Source organism: Gemmatimonadaceae bacterium (assembly GCA_020851035.1).
GTDB lineage: Bacteria > Gemmatimonadota > Gemmatimonadetes > Gemmatimonadales > Gemmatimonadaceae > JACMLX01.
This window is the reverse complement of record JADZDM010000002.1, coordinates 122,894-142,094: the sequence shown is the minus strand read 5'-3', so window position 1 is coordinate 142,094 and position 19,201 is coordinate 122,894. Positions and strand designations below refer to the sequence as shown.

The following is a 19,201-nucleotide window of genomic DNA, read 5'->3' as shown; positions in this document are numbered from 1 at the left end:
TCGCGCACGCCCTCACGCTGGTCGTTCCGTGTCGCGCACACCGCGTGCGCCGCCGCGCTGCACACCGGGGCGCTACTCGTGCCGGCCGCTCTCGCGGCGCAGCAGGGTGCCGCGCCCGCGCCGCGCCCGATGACCTGGCTGGACATGCAGTCCATGCGCCAGGTGCAGGTGCCGGTGCCCAGCCCGGATGGCAAGTGGGCGGTGTACGTGACGAGCACGCCCGACTGGAAGGAGGCGCGTCGTCAGTCGGATCTCCACCTCGTGTCGCTCTCGCAAGGCATTGCCAGCGCACGCCAGCTCACCTTCACCGCCGAGAAGAACGAGACGAACCCCGCCTGGTCGAGGGACGGGCGCTTCTTCGTCTTCCTCTCCGACCGTGATGCACCGGCCGGCGGTGGCGGCGCGCCGCGGGGCAGCACACTCCCCACGGCGGGTCCGGGCATGCAGTATCCGCCGCCGGCAGCTGGCGGCGGGATGGGTGGCGCGTCATCGCAGCTGTACCTCATGCGCCCCGACGGCGGCGAGGCGCGCCGCATCACCGACGCGAAGGACGGCGTGACTACGTTCGCCTTTTCGCCCGATGGGAAGTGGCTGGCCTATCGCTCCGGCATCGCGACCCAGGAACAGCTCTTCGTGCTGCCTGTCTCGACGCTGCTGGCCGGCTCGCCGGTTGCCGCGACGCCGCTGCTGCGGCACCCCACCGGGGTGGGCCTGTGGCGCTTCTCGCCCGACGGACGCCGGATCTTCTACGCGGCGCCCGACACCGTGGACGGCGACGAGCGGCTCCGCCTCGAGAAGCGCTTCGACGTGCGGGTGCGGAACGCGGAGACCCCGCTCTACAGCCTGTGGGCGCTGGACGTGGAGACGCAGCGCACCACGCGGCTCACGCGTGACTCGACCTACAGCGTCGGCGACATGAGCCTGTCGCCGGATGGACGCTGGATCGGCTTCCACGGCCTGAGCACCAGCCGGTTCGAGCGCAACATCCTCGAGCAGAACGGTTTCGCTGACCTGTACCTGCTGGACGTGTCCTCCGGTGTGGTGGAGCGACTGACCACCAACCGCGAGATCGGTGAGAGCAGCGTGAGTTTCTCGCCGGACAGTCGGCTGGTGGCGTTCTCGGCGCCGGACGACTTCATCATGCGCCACAACCTGCGCGTGTACCTGCGCGAGGTCGCCGCGAAGGGCGCCGCGTTCCGGAAGCTGGGCGCCGGGTTCGACGGGCCCGTGACGATCGGCTTCTGGGCGCCTGACGGCGGCACGATCTACTTCAACGTCGGGATCAAGGCGACGGACCAGGTGGCCGCGCTGGACATCGCCGCCAATCGCGTGACGCCGCTCACCGCGGAGCAGGCGAGCCTGCGCGCCACGCAGGATGACGACACCGACCGGATCTTCATCACGCGCAGCGATCCGCGGATGCCGGCGACGATCTTCGCAGTGCCCTCGTCCCGGGCCATCGCCGAGCGCGGCACCTGGGTCCAGCTCACGGACGCGAATCCGTGGGTGCGCGACCGTGCTCTCGGCGCGGCCGAGGAGATCACCTGGCGGGGCAGGGATGGCACGCCGGTGGGTGGGGTGCTGGTGAAGCCCGTGGGGTACCAGGCTGGCACGCGCTACCCGTTGATCGTCTCCATCCACGGCGGGCCGCAGTCCGCCGACGTGCTCACGTTCAACGGCGGATACGGCTCGCAGGTGTACGCCGGCGCTGGCTACATGGTGCTGCTGCCCAATTACCGGAACAGCACCAACTACGGTCAGCGGTTCGAGATCGAGAGCCAGGGTGACTACTTCACGAAGGGCTACGAGGACATCATGGCCGGGGTGGACCACCTGATCCGCGGCGGCCTGGTGGACAGTACGCGGATGGGGGTGCTGGGGTGGAGCGCCGGTGGCCACTGGTCCAACTGGATCCTGACGCACACCACCCGCTTCAAGGCGATCTCCACCGGTGCCGGCGTCTACAACTGGATCTCGATGTACGGCGAGAGCGACACGCAGCGCGGGCGCCAGTGGTACCTGGGCGACAAGATGTACTGGGACGACATGCTGCACTGGTGGAAGCAGTCGCCGGCGGCGTACATCCGGAACGCGAAGACGCCGACGATGATCCACGTGGTGGACGGGGACCCGCGCGTACCACGCCCGGAGAGCGAGGGGCTGCACATGGCACTCAAGCGCCTTGGCGTGCCGACGGAGTTCTACGTCTATCCCGGCAACACGCACGGCATCCCGGATGCGCGCAACCAGCTGCTGAAGGCGACGGCCGAGATGGCGTGGATGGACTACTGGGTCCGGAACTCCGGGCATCGCTTCGCGTGGCGCGACGTGCTGCGCACGGTGGAGGAACCGACGCCGGCGCGTCCGGCGGCGGCAGTGCCCTGAGGCGCGGCTGCCCGGCGACCGGTCGGTGCTCGTGCCTGTGAACGTGGTCGTGCAGGTGCACGTGACGCCGTGACGGCGTCGGAAGGTCGAGGTCCTGCTGCACCCCGGTGGCCACCACACCGGGCGCTCCCACCCACCCTGGAGACTCAGTCATGTCCACTTACTGGCGCCGTTCCGCGGCGCTGGCGGCGCTGCTGGCGCTCGCCGCCCTCCCTGTGCGCGCGCAGCAACCTGCGGGCGGGACCGTCGTCGTGCGGGTCACCAGTGCGGCCGACCAGCGACCGGTTGAGTCTGCGCGTGTGTTCATCCTGAACACGAACATCGCCAACCAGACGCTGGCCGACGGCCGCGTCACCTTCCGCAACGTGGCGCCGGCCACCTACACCGTCCGCGTGCTGCGCGTGGGGTACGCCGAGCAGACGCGCCGCGTGACCGTCACCGCCGGCGCCACCGCGACGGTGGACGTCGCGATGAACCAGGCGGCCATCGCACTCGCTGCCGTCGTCACCACCGCCACCGGCGAGCAGCGGCGCGAGGAGATCGGCAACGCGACCGCGAACATCGACGTGGCCAGCCTCGTCGAGTCGGCTCCGGTGGCCAACCTCAACGACCTGCTGAACTCCCGCGCGCCCGGCGTCACGGTGACCAGCGGCACGCAGACCGGCACCGGTGCCCGCATCCGCATCCGCGGCAGCAACTCGGTGAGCCTGTCGAACGAGCCGATCTGGATCATCGACGGCATCCGCATGACCAGCACCAACCAGAACTTCAACGCCCCCACCGGCAACGGCGTGGGCGGCAACACCGGCGGCAACAACGCCAGCCGGATCGGCGACCTGAACCCCGACGAGATCGAGAGCATCGAGATCGTGAAGGGTCCGTCGGCCGCCACGCTCTACGGCACCGACGCCGCCAACGGCGTGATCCTCGTGACGACCAAGAAGGGCCGCGCCGGCGCCCCGCGCTGGTCGGTGTACAGCGAGGGCGGCACGGTCGTGGATCGCAACACCTATCCAACCGCCTACAGCCTCTGGGGCAAACGTCCCACCGAGACCGTCTCGTCGCGGGCGTTCTGCAACCTGCAGCGCGTCGGCACCGGGGAGTGCCTGGCCGATTCCACCAGCTCGCTGAACATCTTCGAGGAGAAGGACCTCACGCCGCTCTCCACCGGCAACCGCCGCCAGGTGGGCGTGCAGGTCTCGGGCGGCAGCGACGCGGTGCGCTACTTCGTGGCCGCCGAGGACGAACACGAGGTCGGCGTGCTGGAACTCCCGGAGTTCGAGCGCGCGCGCTTCGACTCGGTGGGCCTTCCGATCCGCTCGTGGACCGACCGACCCAACCAGATGAACCGGCGCTCGCTGCGTGCAAACCTGAACGCGACCATCTCGCCGAAGCTCGAGCTGGGGATGGCCACCAACTTCATCAACATCGCGCAGCGGTACTCGCTCGAGTCGAACGCGACCGCCGGGCTGGGCTCGCAGGTGTTCGGCGGGCCGGGCACCCGCGCCAACGGCACCGTCAGCGGCCTGGGCACCCCACTCAACGGCTATCGCGCCTGGACGCCCGGCTACTCCTGGCAGGAGAACACGGCCCAGGCGGTGAACCGGTTCATCTGGTCGGCGCAGGCGAACTGGCGGCCGTTCACCTGGCTCGCCAACCGCGCCACGGTCGGCAACGACTTCACCTCGCTCAGTGACGAGAACCTGCTCTATCGCGGTGAGGGACCGCCGCTGACGGCCACCACGCGGCTCGGCTCGCGCGGCATCGGCCGGGTGTCCACCAACAACCTCACCGTGGATGTCGGCTCGACGGCGCAGTACCGGCTGTTCGGCCTGTCGCACAAGACCACCGCCGGTGCGCAGTACATCGGATTCCGCAGTGCCCTCGCGTCCACCGGCTCCACGCAGCTCGCGCCGGCGTCGCAGAACGTGGGGTCCGGCACGTCGCCGTCGGTCTCCGAGGCCACCACGATCACCAAGACGTTCGGTGTGTTCGTGGAGCAGGCCCTCTCCATCAATGACCGGCTCTTCCTCACTGCCGCCGTCCGCAGTGACCAGAACTCGGCCTTCGGCACGAACTTCCAGAGCATCGTCTATCCCAAGGCCTCTGCATCGTACCTGATCTCCGGGGAGGACTGGTTCAAGTCGCCCTCGTGGCTCACGTCGCTGCGCCTGCGGTATGCGTACGGGCAGTCCGGCGTGCAGCCGGGCCCGAACGACGCCCTCCTCTTCTTCGGCGCTGGCACCACCAACCTGCAGAACGCCGACCAGCCCACCCTGGTGCAGTCGGCGCTCGGCAACCCGGACCTGAAGCCGGAACGCTCGACGGAGAACGAGACCGGGTTCGAGGCGAACATGTTCAACAGCCGCCTCAGCCTGGACGTCACGTACTACCACAAGATCACCAAGGACGCCCTCATCGCCGCGGTGCTGCCGCCGTCGTACGGCTCGGTCACCACCCAGCTCCGCAACCTCGGTTCGGTCAAGAACAGCGGCTGGGAACTGGGCGTCACGGCGCAGATCATGAACCGGTCGTATTTCACGTGGGACGTGAACGTCTCCGCGTCAGGCAACGCCAACGTGGTGCAGTCGCTGGGTGACACGCCGCCACAGATCGGCACCGTGACCCGCACCGTGGCCGGCTATCCCATCGCCGGCTACTGGGCGCAGCCGATCCTCGGCTGGCAGGACAAGAATGGCGACGGGCTGCTCACCTACTATGCCGACACCGCGCGGAACGAGGTGTTCGTGGCCGACACGTCGGTGTTCCGCGGCTATGCCACGCCGCGCTACAACACCACCGTCACCAACGGCTTCGAGTTCCTGAACCACAAGCTGCGCTTCAACACGATGTGGGACATCCGGCGCGGCAACCTGTGGTACAACAACACCGATCGCATCCGCTGCACCCGCCCGAACTGCAGCGGCCGCAACAACTTGGACGCGGACCTCATCGACCAGGCCACCAACATCGCGGCCAACGAGCATGTCGTGCGCTCGCTGGACGGCTTCCTGCAGCAGGGCGGCTTCGTCCGGCTGCGCGAGGCCTCGCTCGAGTACACGTTCTCGCCTGCGCTGGCCTCACGCCTGCTGAAGGCCCGCAGCCTGTCGGTGGTGCTCGCCGGCCGGAACCTGCGCCTCTGGACCAAGTACCGCGGCGCCGACCCGGAGTCGGGCTTCAACACCACCAGCGGCACCGATGCGCCGTCCGAGTTCCAGACCATCGCCCCGCCGAGCTACTTCACGTTCCGCTTCAATCTCGGCTACTAGGAGCCACGACCCATGTCTCTCATCAACACGACGAACATGACGGGCCGGCGTTCCTCGCGGGTGCGCCTCGGCACCGCGGCCGCTGTCCTGCTCTCGCTCACCGCTTGCCAGGCGGCCAACGACCGCCTGCTCTCCGTCACCGACCCGGACATCATCATCCCGGCCAACGTCAACTCGCTGGAAGCCGCCAACGCGCTGGCCAACGGTGCGGTGGCCACGTTCCGCACCAGCACCGGCGCCGGCGAGAGCACCTGGCTCTTCGGCGGCCTGCTGGCCGACGAGTGGGCCACCAGCTCCACCTTCATCGAGAACGACGAGACCGACCAGCGGCGCATCCGCGAGCAGAACGGGTCCGTCACCACGCAGCTGCGCGTGCTCTATCGCGTGCGGACCCGCGCCAACGCCGCGCTCGAGGCGCTGACGCAGTTCAACCCGACGGCCCGTGCCAGCATCGCCGAGATGTACCTCGCCCGGGGCTACTCCGAAATGCAGCTCGCGCTCGACTTCTGCAACGGCATCCCGATCGGGGCCACCGGCGGGATCCCGCCCGAGAACAGCGCACCCCTGTCCAACGCGGCGGTCTTCGCGCTGGCCGCGGCGTCCCTCGACTCGGCGATCGCGTTCGCGAACGGCACCGACGCCCAGAGCACGCTGATCAACCGGGCCTCCCGCGTGGCGCGTGCGCGCGTGGCGCTGGCCGTCGCCGACTTCACCGGCGCCGGTACCTTCGTCGCCGGCATCCCGACGGCGTTCGCCTACCAGCACACGTTCTCGCTCACCACCGGCACCAACACACTCTGGGGGCAGGGGCTGAGCTCACGCCGCTACAGCGTGGGTGACAGCGTGGAGGGGAATGCCCGCAACATCCCCGTCGCCAATGCGCTGCCCTTCGCGTCGTCGCGCGATCCGCGCATTCCCACCACCATCCCGACCACCGGCGCCATCAACGGCCAGGATGGGCAGACGTATGCCCGCACCACCACCATCTACGGACAGCTCACCTCCGTGGACGTGGCGAACGGTATCGATGCCCGGCTGGTCGAGGCGGAAGTGGAACTCAAGAACGGCAGCGGCAGCTGGCTGACGATCCTGAATGCCCTGCGCGCTGCCCCGCCGAAGCTCGGCGAGGTCTCGCCGGCGGCGTTGCCGGCGCTGGTCGACCCGGGCACCGATGACGCACGGCTCGCACTGCTCTTCCGCGAGAAGGCCTTCTGGACCTTCTCGCGCGGCCAGCGGCTCGGTGACCTGCGCCGCCTCATCCGCCAGTATGGCCGCACGGCCGCCAGCACCTTCCCGCAAGGCGTGCACTACAAGGGCGGGAGCTACGGCGTGGACGTGAACCTGCCGGTCGTCACCGACGAGCGGAACAACCCGAACTTCAAGGGGTGCACGGATCGCAATCCGTAGCCGCATCGCACGTCCCCGTCCGTTGCAGTGCGACGCCCCGGAGCTTCACGGCTTCGGGGCGTCGCCTGTATCGGGGCCGTGCGTGGGTGTCACGGTCACCGCCTGTCACGCGCCGGCTTCCGGACCGGTCGCACGGCGCGCCGCTCCGCACGCTCCTCGCGGTCCTCATCCTCGATGTCCACCGCCAGCGGGAAGAACAGCGACCGCTTCACCTCCGGATAGGGCACGCGCCACCCCTTCGACTCGGCCCACAGGATCCGGTTCAGCCGCTCCGTCGGCGCGGCGTCAGGCTCGCGGAAGTTCATCCGCGCGCTGGCCACCGCAGCGGCACGACGGGCCGCGGCATCGGGTCCGGTGATCTCGCCCACCCGCAGGTTCACGTCGTACAGCGACTGGCGCGGCTGCCGCACCCGGTACGGCGTGAAGTCGGGCGCCTCGCCGGGACCGATGAAGCTCGCGCGCATGTCGGTGGCCACGAGGTCGAACATCGTGAGCGCCGGCAGGCCGAGCATCAGCTCGATGGTCTTCACCATGCTGGGCTGGCTGTAGAACGTGCTGTCGATCACGCCGCGTCGCGCGTATGGACTGATCGCGAGTGCCACCGTGCGGTGCCCGTCGATGTGGTCCACGCCGTTCTGCGCGTCGTCCTCGACCACGAGGATCGCCATCGACTTCCAGAACGACGAGTGGCTGAGCGCGTCCACCAGGCGGCCGAGTGCCAGGTCGTTGTCGGCGACGCAGGCGGCGGGCGTGCACCAGCCGGGGCTCGTGCCCTGCGTGTGGTTGTTCGGCAGGATGATCAGCGAGAGGTTCGGCATCCGCCCCGCCGCCTCCCATTCCTTCAGGTGCTCGAGCACCACGTCCGCCTTCACCACGTCGGGCACCTCCTGCGTCCACCCGGGATACTCGCGCACGAGGATGCGGTCCAGGCTCGGGATCTCGCTGCGGGTGGTGTAGGTGCGCGCGAGGGTGCGCCGGGCCAGCGCGGCGCTGTACGTGGTCGAATCGCGGAACATCGCCATCAGCCGCGCGCGCATCGCCGGCACGGAATCGCTGGGCGCCGGCGCGTACTCGCCGAAGCTCACCACGCGCTGTCCCAGTCGCATCGCCGATTCCCAGAGGAAGCCGCCGGACGAGTAGGTGAGGGGGTCGTTGCCTTCGCTCGGGTAGCTGCGGCCGGAGTACAGGGGCCACATCGGGTAGGCCGTCTCCAGCGACTGCGTCAGCCAGTTGTGTCCGTCGGCGGAGTTGCCGCCCGAGGCGAAGAAGTGGTCGAGCAGGACGAACTGTTCGCTGAGGGCATGGGTGTTCGGCGTGACATCGCGGCCGTACATCGTGAGCGAGGAGTCGCTGGCCCCCTTGCCGATGTCGCCGAGCACCTGGTCGTAGGTACGGTTCTCGCGGATGATGTACACCACGTGCTGGATCAGGCTTGCCTCGCCGGGCCGTTCCGGCACCGCGCGCGCCACCACACCGGCACGCGGCGTGATCGACGGCGCCGCCGGCCCGCTGGCGAGGTGGAATCGGTTGTTCTCCGCCACGCTGGTGGTGTACGCGGTGAGCGCGGCGTCGGTCGGCACCGGGATCACGTTCAGCGAGCCGCGCTCCGCGAAGACGTAGCGTCCGTCGCGGCCGGCGGTGCGGCCGGTGCCGGCACCCACGCCGAAGAGCGTGCCGACGGCGAGCGTGGTGCCATCGGCGCTGACGTCGATGCTGCTGGGGTACCAGCCGGTGGGGATCAGGCCGCGCAGCGTGGCCCCCGCGTCGCGCACGTCGTACACGGCCACGGCATTCGCGCCGCCGAGCGTCACGTACAGCGTGCCGCCATCCGGCGCGAGCGCGAGTGCCGTCGGTGTGAGGCCGATGCGGCGCTCGCGGAACGGGGCGATCGCGATGGTGGCGACGAGGGTGTTGCGGCGGGTGTCGATCACGCTGATCGCATCGCTGTTGCCGTTGGCGACGTAGAGCCGCTGGCGTCCCTCGTCCCAGGCCAGCCCGGTGGGGTGTGCCCCGACCGAAATGCGGTGGGTGACGGTGCCGGTCGTCACGTCGATACGATCCACCGTGCCGGGCAACGCGATCCCGCGCGCGTCGACACGCACCGGCTCGGCGGCGGGATCGCAGCACTGCGTGGCGCGCCGCTGCCGCCCCGTTGGTTTCGGCCCGCCGAAGACGCTCACCCAGGCCACGGCCCCGTCGGGTGAGAGCACCGCGGCGATGGGCAGCACGCCGAGGGCCACCGTGCGCAGCGTGGTGCCGTTCTCGGCGTCGAGCACGACCAGCTTGTCGTCGGCGGGAAGTGGCAGCACGGCCACGCGATGCCCGTCCGCACCGCGCGTGGCCGCGATGGCCGGTGCACCAGCCATGAAGTCGCCCAGCGGGCCGGATTGCATGGTGATCGTCGCGGCGCTGTCGGTGTCGTAGGCCACGAGCTGCGCCACCGACTTCGCGCGCTCCAGCGGCGGTCCGCCCGGCGTGCGGCTGGCGGCGACGGCGGCGGGGAGCTTGCTCACCGAGCTCACGAGCACGCGTCGCGTGACCGGATCCATCGCGATGCCGTGTACGCCCGGTCGACCCGCGAACTCCGCGCGCGCCACGACGCGGTTGTCCCGCCACGCCATGCGCCACGCACTGCCCGGCACGGCGGCCCATACCTCACCCGGCGTCGCGCCGAACCGGACCGAGGCCACGCGGCCGCCGAACACCGTCTGCACCCCGGCGGGGGTGACGCGCTGGCCCACGGCCACGACGCCCGGGTCGGTGACCGTGCGGGGCGGCGGCGGGGGAGCAGGCTGCTGGAGCAGCGCGAGCAGCGGGAGGAGCATGCGCAAGCGAGTGAGGTGGGGTGGAGGGCCGGCAGATCGTCGCGGGGCGTTCGTTCAATGAGACCGTGCAAGGGGACGGGGATCTTGAACGCGTCTTCCCATGGGGATGCCGTTCAAGGGGACGGAGATCTTGAACTCGAGATCCCCGTCCCCTTGAACCGGCACGTGGTTCAAGATCTCCGTCCCCTTGAACTCAAGATCCCCGTCCCCTTGAACTCCCACCAGCACCTCACCGGAACTTCCACCACGTGAACCCGTCCCGCGTGGGCGTCTGCACCGGTGTCACCACCCCCACCCCGCCGTCCGCGAGGAATACCGCCGCGAGATACTCCCCCGCCGGCGCGCGCACCGGCGCCGCCGCCGTCGGCCCGGCCGCCTGCGGATCCCAGCGGAACGCGTCCAACGGCAGCGGCGACGAGCGACGGATCTTCGGTGCCCGCATCCGCGCCCCGGCCTCGATGCGGGCGGCGTGCCAGCGCAGCCGCTCACCCTCACCCGCATGCCAGGTCACGGCCAGCGCACCATCTCCCTGTGCGATCAGGAACGGGTAGTAGGGCGTGTCGCCGCCACGGGCGACCACCCAGGTCTGCCAGGTGCTGCCACGGTCTGCCGACCGCGCCAGCAACAGCGTCGAGTCCTCCGCCCACGCCGCGTACAACGCGCCGCGGGCATCCCACGCCAGCGGCTCCACCCAGCGCGAGAGGTCACCCGCCCGCCACGTCGGCCGGCCGGGCACCATGCGCGCCACCCACGTCGTGCCACCATCGCTGCTCACCAGCAGCTGGTCGGCCTTCGCATCGAAGCGGTTCCCCGATGCCGACACCGGCGCCACCCGTACCGCCATCACGCCCCCGGGCCCGATCGCGAGATGGCTCGACCCGCCACGGGCGCTGATGCGCGGCCGGTCGGTCCACGTGCGGCCGCGGTCACGGCTGGTCACATACCGCACCCCGCTGCCGTCGTTCCAGATCACGTGCGCCGAGCCGTCGGGGGCCACCTTCACCCAGGGACGGTCGTCGAACCGTGTGGTGGAGAGCACCGTCCAGCGGAAGCTCCGACCCGCGTCGTCCGACACGCCGATCGCGATCCGCCGCCCTTCACCCACGCTCCGGTCGAAGGTCATCGATGCGAAGTAGATCGTGCCGTCCGGTGCCACGGCGAGGTCGGTGTCGGAGTTGCCGACCGCGGTGCTGCTCCCGTCGCTGATCGCGACACTGTCCCAGCGCGCGCCGCCATCGGTGCTCCGCCACAGCGCCTGGGTGCGCACGGCATAGCCAGCCACCAGCAGCGCCCCTGACCCGTGCTGCACCACCATCGGTTCGCGGGTGCGGGTACCCTGCACGTCCACGCGCGCCTCGAGCGCCAGCCGCGGACCCAGGGAGTCCGCCGTGGAAGGCACCCGGGCGCAGCCGAGGAGTACCAGGCTGCAGAGCAGCCGTCCCGTCCGGGCCGATGCCGGCCCGGCGTTCCGTCGTTGTCCGTTCCGCATGCGCGACGCTCCGGCAGGGAGGGGGCGCCACCAGGGGCGCTCGCCAAGTGAAGTGCGCCACCACGGCCGCCGCAAGCACGCACCAGGGGACCGCGCCACCCGGCCGGATTATCTTGTGGCCTCAACGCCCGCTGCCCGCTCATGGCCCTCCCTCCTGACAGGCTCTGACTCGATGCGTCGTTCGTGTGTCGAAAGCCGCCGTACTGCCGTCGCCCTTGCGCTCCTCGCCTGCGTCCCGGGCGCGCTGCTGGCCCAGTCGCCGGTGCCGGAGTGCCCCGCCGCCGGCCCCGACTCGATCCGCGTCAGCGGACCCAGCATCGCCCTCGACGCCGAACCCGGCGTCAGATACCTCGTCGGGGACAGTGTCCGCATCGGCCTGTCCCTCAACAACGCACCCGCCGGTCGCATCTCCTTCGCCGCGATGGGCGTTGATCGCGGAGTGGTGGACGCCGGCAACGTCTTCCGCTGGCGTCCGGGACGCGGCATGGAGGGCGCCAACTACCTCACCGTCGCGGCACGCGCCGGCGACGCCACCGTGGCCTGTCGACAGGTGCGGCTCACCGTGGACCGCGCCCAGCGGGCGCCCATGCTCCGCATCTCGGCGCGGCAGGTGCAGGCCGGTACCACGCTGGACTTCATGGTCGGCGCCACGGACCCCGACGGCGACTCGCTCAGCTACTCGGTGACGGAACTCACGCCCGGCTCCCCGTCGGCCACCGTCGACTCCACGGGCCGCTTCCGCTGGCGCGCACCGCTCTCCGCGAGTTCCAACGGCTCCACCTACCAGTTCAAGGTGGAGGCCTCCGATGGGCTCAACATCGCGGCCGCGATCTTCGGCGTCACGGTGAGTGGCCTGAACGTGCGCCCCGAGTGTCCCCTCACCATCGCGACCGTCACGGCCGCCGAGGGCATGACGACGGTGCTCCCGATGGCCGCCACCGACGCCAATGGTGACCCGCTCCGCTACCGGCCCGAACGCGACCTCACCAATGCGCGCGTCGATTCGGGCGGCTACCGCTGGGAGATTCCGTACGGCACGGTGGAGAACGGCGCCGCCGAGCGCCTGGTGGAGGTCGAATGGCGCGCCGTGGATGCGCAGAATGCCCAGTCGGATCTCTGCAAGACGCGCGTGGTCGTGCGGGGCCGGATGGAGCCGGAGCGCCTGCGCACCGAGCAGGCGGGCCATGCGCGCTTCCTCGCCGCCGCGTCGCTCACGGGGCAGGAGCTCGACGAGCGGCTCGAGCAGCTGCGTGACCGCATCAACTCGAGCGACAACGCCCGCCGCCGCCGCAGCATCGCCGCCCTCGCGACGGCGTTGCTCGCGGGCACCTTCCAGCTGGCGCGAGCCGAGGACACGCGGCGCTGGGCCGGTGGGGCCAACACGCTCACCTCGGTGTTCTTCGCCGGCTACAACGCACTCGCGCAGGGCACTGACGGCTTCAAGAGCGACGCGCGCAAGTTCGAGGACGAGATCGCGAAGTACTCGCCGCTGCTAACCGCCTTCCGCACGACCTACGGCGAGACCATCACCGAGCAGTCACTGCGGAGTGCGCAGTACCGTGCCGACCGCATCGCGCTCGAGGCGGAGCAGATCCGCGCCACCGCCCTGATGCGGTGACGCGTGTGACGTGGCGTGGCGTCAGGCCGATCCTGCCGCCACCGCCGCCGCGCCGTGCTCGCTGATCAGTGACTCGACGGTCCGCCGCAGCGCCACGCCGCTGATCGGCTTGGCCAGGAACTTCACCGCGGCATCGGCCGGCCACGCATCGGGCAGCGGCCGGTCCATCTGTCCCGACACCACCAGCACCGGCAGGTCGATGTGCTCGGCGAGCATGGTCTCCACCAGCTCGATGCCGCTCATGCCGGGCATGCGCACGTCCGTGACCATCGCGCAGTAGGCGGCACCCGGCGCGTGCAGGAGGTCCAGCGCTTCGCGACCGCCGCCGGCCACGCGGACCTCGTAGCCGCCCGACTCGAGCTGCCGGGAGAGCACGCGCCGCACGCTCTCGTCGTCGTCCACCAGCAGCACCGTCGGTCGCGCATCTGCGGGTGACGGCAAGGGACCCGCCGCCGCCGGCGGTGCCGCGACGCGCGTCCGCGGCGGTCGCCCGCGCCCGATGCCCGGTGTGGCGTCCGTGCGGTGCGGCCTCGCGGGAGGAACCGGGTCGCTGGCGTCGGGGGCGGCAGCGGTGGGCCAGTACACCGTGAAGCACGAGCCGAACCCCGGCTTGCTGCTGACGGTGATGGTGCCCTGGGCCTCGTGCACGATGCCGTGCACGATCGACAGCCCGAGCCCCGTGCCGCGGCCATGGGGCTTGGTGGTGAAGAACGGATCGAAGAGGTTGACCAGCACGTCGTCGGTCATTCCGCTGCCGTTGTCCTCGACGGTCACGCGCACGTGCCGGCCCGGCGTCACCACGCCGAACCGGTGCGTGATGGCCTCGCCGACGTCGATGACATCGCAGCTGATCCGGAGCATGCCGCCGCGCGGCATCGCGTCACGCGCGTTGCCCACCAGGTTCGTCAGGACCTGCCCCAGGCGCACGGCGTCGGCGCGGATCCACTCCTGCTCCAGCGCCGGTGCCACGCGCAATTCCACTGCGACCTGCTCCCCGGCCATGCGCTGCAGCAGCGCCGCCGAGTTGCGGAGCAGCGGCGCGGGCTGCATGACGGCGGGCGCGATGTGCTGCCGCCGGCTGAAGGTGAGCAGGTGCGCCGTCAGTGCCGTGGCACGGTCGGTTGCGAGCTCGATGTCCGACAGCGTCTGCGCCGCGGCGGGCACGGTGCCCACGTCCAGGCGGAGGAGTTCACTCGACGACCGGATGATCGTGAGCAGGTTGTTGAAGTCGTGCGCGACGCCGCTGGCCATGCGGCCGAGCACCTGCATCTTGTGCGACTGGCGCAGCTCCTCCTCGGCCTGCCGCTGGCGGGTGATGTCCTCGAAGGTCACGACCACGGCGTACGGAGCCGACACCTCCGGCTGGAACAGCGGTACGGCGCGAACCGAGATCCAGACGCGCTCCGTGTCGGGGCGGGTGATGCTCATCACGCCGGACGACGGTCGCGCGGTGCGCAGGGCGATGGTGCAGAAGTGGTCGGAGGCCAGGAGGTCGTTCCCGTGCTCGTCGATCGCCTGCCACGCGGGATCGAACGCGGTGCGTCCATCCATCTCACCGGCCGTGAACCCGAGGATCTGCTGCGCCGCGGGATTGCTGAGCCGGATGGCGAGCGTCTCGTCCATCAGCACGACGCCCTCGGCCATCGCGCCGAGCACGGCCCGGAAGCGTGCCTCGCTGAGTTGGAGCGCGCGCTCGGCCTCGCGCCGGCCGGTGAGGTCGCGCAGCACCACCTGGATCGCATCCGCACCGTCGAACACGATCGGGGCGCCGCGCGCCTCGGCTTCCAGCACGGTCCCGTCGTGCCGCAGGAAGCGGATCGCCAGCGGCGTGGTCGGCGTCTGCGACGTGAGCACGTGTGCGGTGCGGGCCTGGATCAGTTCATGGTCGTCCGGGTGCACGATGTCGTCGATCGTGAGCGACGCGATCGCGCGGGTGCCGGCCAGCTCCGCGGTCGCGGCGGCGTTCGCGAACAGCAGCTGTCCGCCGCGGTGCACCAGCACGCAGTCCGGGTTGTCCTCGGCGAGCTGGCGGAACGTCGTGGCGCTGGCCTGCAGCATCGCGGCGCGATGCCGGCGATAGCGCAGCGTCGTCATCCCCACGATGGCGGTGATGAGCACGGCCGCCAGCGCGCAGAAGCCCTGCACCCGGAGGCCGCGGTGCTGCACCGCGGTCATGACCGCCAGCCGGTTGCGTTCCGAGGCCGACATGCGGTCGAGGAGTCGGGCGATGCCGGCGCGCAGCCGGGCACGATCCGGTGCGTTGAGCACGGCACGCGTCTCGGCGTGGGTGCGCGTGGCTGCGGCGAGCGAGGCGGTGCGGAGACGCGCCGCGGCCCGGAAGGCGACCCGGATGGAGTCGATGCGGGCGGTGTGCAGGGGATCGAACTGCGTCAGCTGACGGAGCGTGTCGAGGTCCGCGTCGGCCCGCTGCGCCGCAGCCGCATACGCCACGCGCGACTCCGCGTCTTCGGTGAGCATGTACGCGTGACGGTTCGCGCGCTCCTCGAGGATGTCGCGCTGGACCAGCTCGAGCCGGTGCAGCACCACCTGGGACCGTTCGACGCGTCGCATGGCCTGCGTGGAGCTGTACGCCACCCAGACCAGCAGGCACACGATGGCGACGCGCGCGAGCACGGCGGCCGTTTCGGCAAGCCGCAGGCGGCGCTCTGTTTCCTGGTGGGACGACGTCGCGGGCATTGCACTCCAGACTCATGCGATCCGGCGCGACCGCCGACGGCCGGCGATCGCTCCCTGATTCCCGCGCCGCAGGCGGCGGTGCGCGGTGACCCGGCGGGCCGCCTGACATTTCAGCGGACACCGGTGTCCGGATGAGGTATCGGCAGGCGCAGGGAATGGGATGACCGGACCTGTTGATCCATGGCAGCGGCCACCCGCGGCACGTCCCGCCCGCGTGGTTTCTTCATATGCAGAGGCGGCAAGATGAGTGCGTCTTCACCTGAGATGCCGAGCTCGTGCATTCGTGCCTTTGTCGCGGGCAGGGTGTCGCGCCGGTCGCGGCCGGTTGAACTTTCCGGCGATGGCGCGCGGATCAGCGCCCGGTGACACAGGCCGAGAGCACGGAGCAGGGATGACGAACCGGATGGCATGGCTGGCAATCGGAGCCGCAGTGACGGCGCCGCACCTGGTGGGTGCGCAGGCACGCGCCCTGTTCAACGGCCGTGACCTGAGCGGCTGGCACGCCGATGTGCCGGTGCGCGACACGACTCCGTCCATGCCATCGCCGTTCAGCGTCCGCGATGGGATGATCGTGGTCGCCGGCGAACCGCGCGGGCACCTCATCACCGATGCCGTGCACCGCAACTACCGCCTCGAGGTGGAGTACCGTTTCACCGGCACGCCGGGCAATGCCGGTGTGCTGGTGCACGCCTCCACGCCGCGCGCGCTCTACGCGATGTTCCCGAAGTCCATCGAGGTGCAGATGGAATCCGGCAACGCGGGAGACTTCTGGTGCATCGTGGAGGACATCACGGTGCCCGACATGGAACGCCGACGCGGGCCGCGCGCGGAGTGGGGCATCACGGAGGGGAAGGGGCGGCGGATCCGGCACCTGGTCGACGGACGTGAGCATGCCGTCGGTGAGTGGAACCGGATCGTGATCGAGGCGTCCGGCCGCGCGATCACCGTCTGGGTGAACGGCACGCTGGTGAACCGGGGCACGCGCGCCACCGCCGATCGCGGGCAGATCGCCCTCCAGTCCGAGGGCGCACCACTGGAGATCCGGTCCGTGCGCCTCACCCCGATGCGCGCGCGCCGCTGAGCGCCGCGCACCTCCCTCCATCCCGTATGCCGCGAGGCCAGATGTTCGACGCACCGGTGCCGCACCAGGACCCGGGCAGCACGCTCCCGCCCGAGTGGTACCACGGCGCCATGTACGAGGTCTTCGTGCGTGCCTTCCAGGACAGCGATGGTGACGGCATCGGCGACCTGCAGGGCCTGATCGCGCGCCTCGACTACCTGCGCGACCTCGGGGTCACGGGACTCTGGCTGATGCCCGTGACGGCCAGCCAGGATCACGATCACGGCTATGCGGTGGCCGACTATCGCGCCATCGACCCGCAGTATGGCAGCATGGCGGACTTCGACCAACTCCTCGCGGAGGCGCATGCGCGGGGCATGGGTGTGATCCTCGACTACGTGATGAACCACGGCGCCGCCACGCATCCGGCGTTCCGTGAGGCGCGGGCCGCGCGCGACAGCGCGTATCGCGACTGGTTCCTGTGGGCGGACACGAACCCCGGCGGCTGGTCGATCTATGGCGGCGACCCGTGGCACGCCGACGCGACCGGACACTACTTCGCCGCGTTCTGGGACCAGATGCCCGACTGGAACCTGCGGAACCCGGCGGTGCTCGCCTGGCACCACGACAACCTCCGCTTCTGGCTCAACCGCGGCGTGGACGGCTTCCGGTTCGATGCCGTCGGCAACCTGGTGGAGAACGGCGCCCTCGCGTACCAGAACCAGCGCGAGAGCTACGCGATCGTGAAGTCGCTCGAGGAACTCATCGACACCTACGCCAATCGGTACATGGTCACGGAGGCGCCGGCGGACCCGCTCGGCTTCGCCCGCATGCATCCGGGGGGGAGTGCGTTCGCATTCGGCCACCAGCACGACCTGGTCGCGGCCGCGCGCGGTGACACGCGGGCGCTGGAACTGGTGGCCGGGTTCCCGCCGGTGGCACCACCGACGATCGCCACCATCCTCTCCAACCACGACGCCTTCGCCGGCCAGCGCGTGTACGACCAGCTCGGCGGCGATCATGCCCGGCTGAAACTGGCCGCGACGCTGTACCTGCTGCAGCCGGGCGTGCCATTCATCTACTACGGCGAGGAGATCGGCATGGCGGGCGGCAGCGACATGCGTGCCGACGAGAGCCTGCGGACGCCGATGAGCTGGACCCACGGCGATCATCGCCCCGCCTTCACCACCGGCACGCCGTTTCGCGGCCCCTCGGTCAACGCTGCGACGCACACCGTGGAGGCGCAGCGGGCCGACCCCGATTCGCTGCTGCACTTCTATCGCGCCATGCTGGCGTTGCGTCGCCGCCGCTCGGTGGCCACCGGCGGCTACGGTGACGTGGTGGTGCAGGGCGCGTCGCTCGGCTTCATCCGGCGTGCGGGCGCCGAGCTCACCATCGTGGCGATCAACACCGGTGACACTGCGGTGGCGGTCCCGATGCGCGGCCTCGCACCCGGGGCGAGCTACCGGGCGCTCTGGCCATCGGAGTGGCTGCCGCTCATCGCCGACGGGGACGGCGCCCAGACCATCGTGCTGCGCCCGCAGTCGCTGGCGGTGTTCGGCAGCTGAGCGGCCATCAGCGCTCGCCCGCCGCAGGCTCGCGAGACGCGGTCGGGTGGGAACGCGTCCACCGATGCAAACGAAAACCGCCCCGGCATGACCCGGGGCGGTTGGTACATCGTAGGTCGGACGCTTCCGCTCAGTTCCCGCTGCGGCGCCGGCGCACCAACGCGCCCAAGCCCAGCAGCCCGGTGCCCATCAGCGCGTAGGTGGACGGCTCGGGGACCACGCTGCTCGCCGGACCACTGTAAAGCGCGATGTGGGAGACGTCCTGCGGAAGGCCACGCACGTTCACCGCCACGCCGATGGTCTCGTACGGCAGCGAGATGATGCCGGCCAGGCCGCCATCGAACTCGTAGAACGAATAGCGATTCGACGCCTTCACGCCGAGCACGAACTTGCCGGTGATCAGCGCGTCGAACGTGATCGTGCCGGACGTCGTCCCTGCGGGGTCGCCAGCGAACGGTCCTGCGGCCGAGTCGTCCGACTTGCCGAGGTAGGTCCAGACGCCGCCGAACAACGTCGAGAGATCCGTCAGTTCGCTCGCAGACCCGTTGAGGTTCCCGCCGAACGAGCCGGCGCAGGCGACATAGCCGCTGAACGCGGTCATGGTCGTGGCAGCGGTGCAGACGGGAGCCGATTGCGCCAGGGCCGTGCCCGGCGAGAGAAGGAGGGCACCGATTGCCGCCGTGAGCACAGCGATCTTCTTCATATGAGGTACTCGATTGGGAGGGGACTGCACATCAGGGCGCTGCCCGTTCGGGGATGAGTTTCAGCAAATCCCGCTCCGCGAGTGTGTGCTGCAGATTGGCAATGTCCAATCACTGCAAGATGTTGTGTTTCAACGACATGGAGATTCTGTGGTCCCAGTGGTTGAGAGTCGCCGAAATTC

The 19,201-nt window shown here is 70.2% G+C and carries 10 protein-coding genes; 6 read left to right on the top strand and 4 right to left on the bottom strand.

Annotated features, from left to right (window positions below):
* Positions 1–78: 78 nt before the first annotated feature.
* The 3 genes from IT355_01455 (at position 79) to IT355_01445 (ending at position 7,061) form a co-directional block, all read left to right on the top strand.
* Positions 79–2,385 carry a S9 family peptidase gene (locus IT355_01455; GenBank protein MCC7051901.1) on the top strand — a complete coding sequence of 769 codons (2,307 nt, stop codon included), beginning with the start codon at positions 79–81 and terminating at the stop codon, positions 2,383–2,385.
* Positions 2,386–2,537: 152 nt separating this feature from the next.
* Positions 2,538–5,654, top strand: coding sequence for a SusC/RagA family TonB-linked outer membrane protein (locus IT355_01450; protein MCC7051900.1), 3,117 nt, complete (start codon positions 2,538–2,540; stop codon positions 5,652–5,654).
* Positions 5,655–5,666: 12 nt separating this feature from the next.
* On the top strand, positions 5,667–7,061 hold the full coding sequence (locus IT355_01445; protein ID MCC7051899.1) for a hypothetical protein: 1,395 nt from the start codon (positions 5,667–5,669) through the stop codon (positions 7,059–7,061).
* A 95-nt stretch (positions 7,062–7,156) separates the two neighbouring features.
* Here IT355_01445 and IT355_01440 read toward each other — a convergent pair whose 3' ends face one another.
* Together IT355_01440 and IT355_01435 are read right to left on the bottom strand one after the other, a co-directional pair.
* Positions 7,157–9,886 (bottom strand): bifunctional YncE family protein/alkaline phosphatase family protein, encoded by a 2,730-nt coding sequence (locus tag IT355_01440; GenBank protein ID MCC7051898.1) that lies wholly within the window; start codon positions 9,884–9,886, stop codon positions 7,157–7,159.
* 229 nt (positions 9,887–10,115) lie between these two features.
* Positions 10,116–11,375: an exo-alpha-sialidase gene (locus IT355_01435; protein MCC7051897.1), complete on the bottom strand. Its 1,260-nt coding sequence runs from the start codon at positions 11,373–11,375 to the stop codon at positions 10,116–10,118.
* Positions 11,376–11,547: 172 nt separating this feature from the next.
* Here IT355_01435 and IT355_01430 point away from each other — a divergent pair, with 172 nt between their 5' ends.
* Positions 11,548–12,993 carry a hypothetical protein gene (locus IT355_01430; GenBank protein MCC7051896.1) on the top strand — a complete coding sequence of 482 codons (1,446 nt, stop codon included), beginning with the start codon at positions 11,548–11,550 and terminating at the stop codon, positions 12,991–12,993.
* A 21-nt stretch (positions 12,994–13,014) separates the two neighbouring features.
* Here the strand turns inward: IT355_01430 and IT355_01425 are convergent, their stop codons facing one another.
* Complete coding sequence (locus tag IT355_01425; protein MCC7051895.1) at positions 13,015–15,690, bottom strand: PAS domain S-box protein; 2,676 nt, start codon at positions 15,688–15,690, stop codon at positions 13,015–13,017.
* 391 nt (positions 15,691–16,081) lie between these two features.
* On the opposite strand from IT355_01425, the gene IT355_01420 reads away from it, so the two are divergent.
* Both IT355_01420 and IT355_01415 read left to right on the top strand, forming a co-directional pair.
* Positions 16,082–16,771, top strand: a complete 690-nt coding sequence (locus IT355_01420) for a DUF1080 domain-containing protein (protein MCC7051894.1) — start codon at positions 16,082–16,084, stop codon at positions 16,769–16,771.
* A gap of 41 nt (positions 16,772–16,812) precedes the next feature.
* Positions 16,813–18,318, top strand: coding sequence for a hypothetical protein (locus IT355_01415; GenBank protein ID MCC7051893.1), 1,506 nt, complete (start codon positions 16,813–16,815; stop codon positions 18,316–18,318).
* Positions 18,319–18,448: 130 nt separating this feature from the next.
* Here IT355_01415 and IT355_01410 read toward each other — a convergent pair whose 3' ends face one another.
* Complete coding sequence (locus IT355_01410; protein MCC7051892.1) at positions 18,449–19,021, bottom strand: PEP-CTERM sorting domain-containing protein; 573 nt, start codon at positions 19,019–19,021, stop codon at positions 18,449–18,451.
* Positions 19,022–19,201 lie beyond the last annotated feature (180 nt).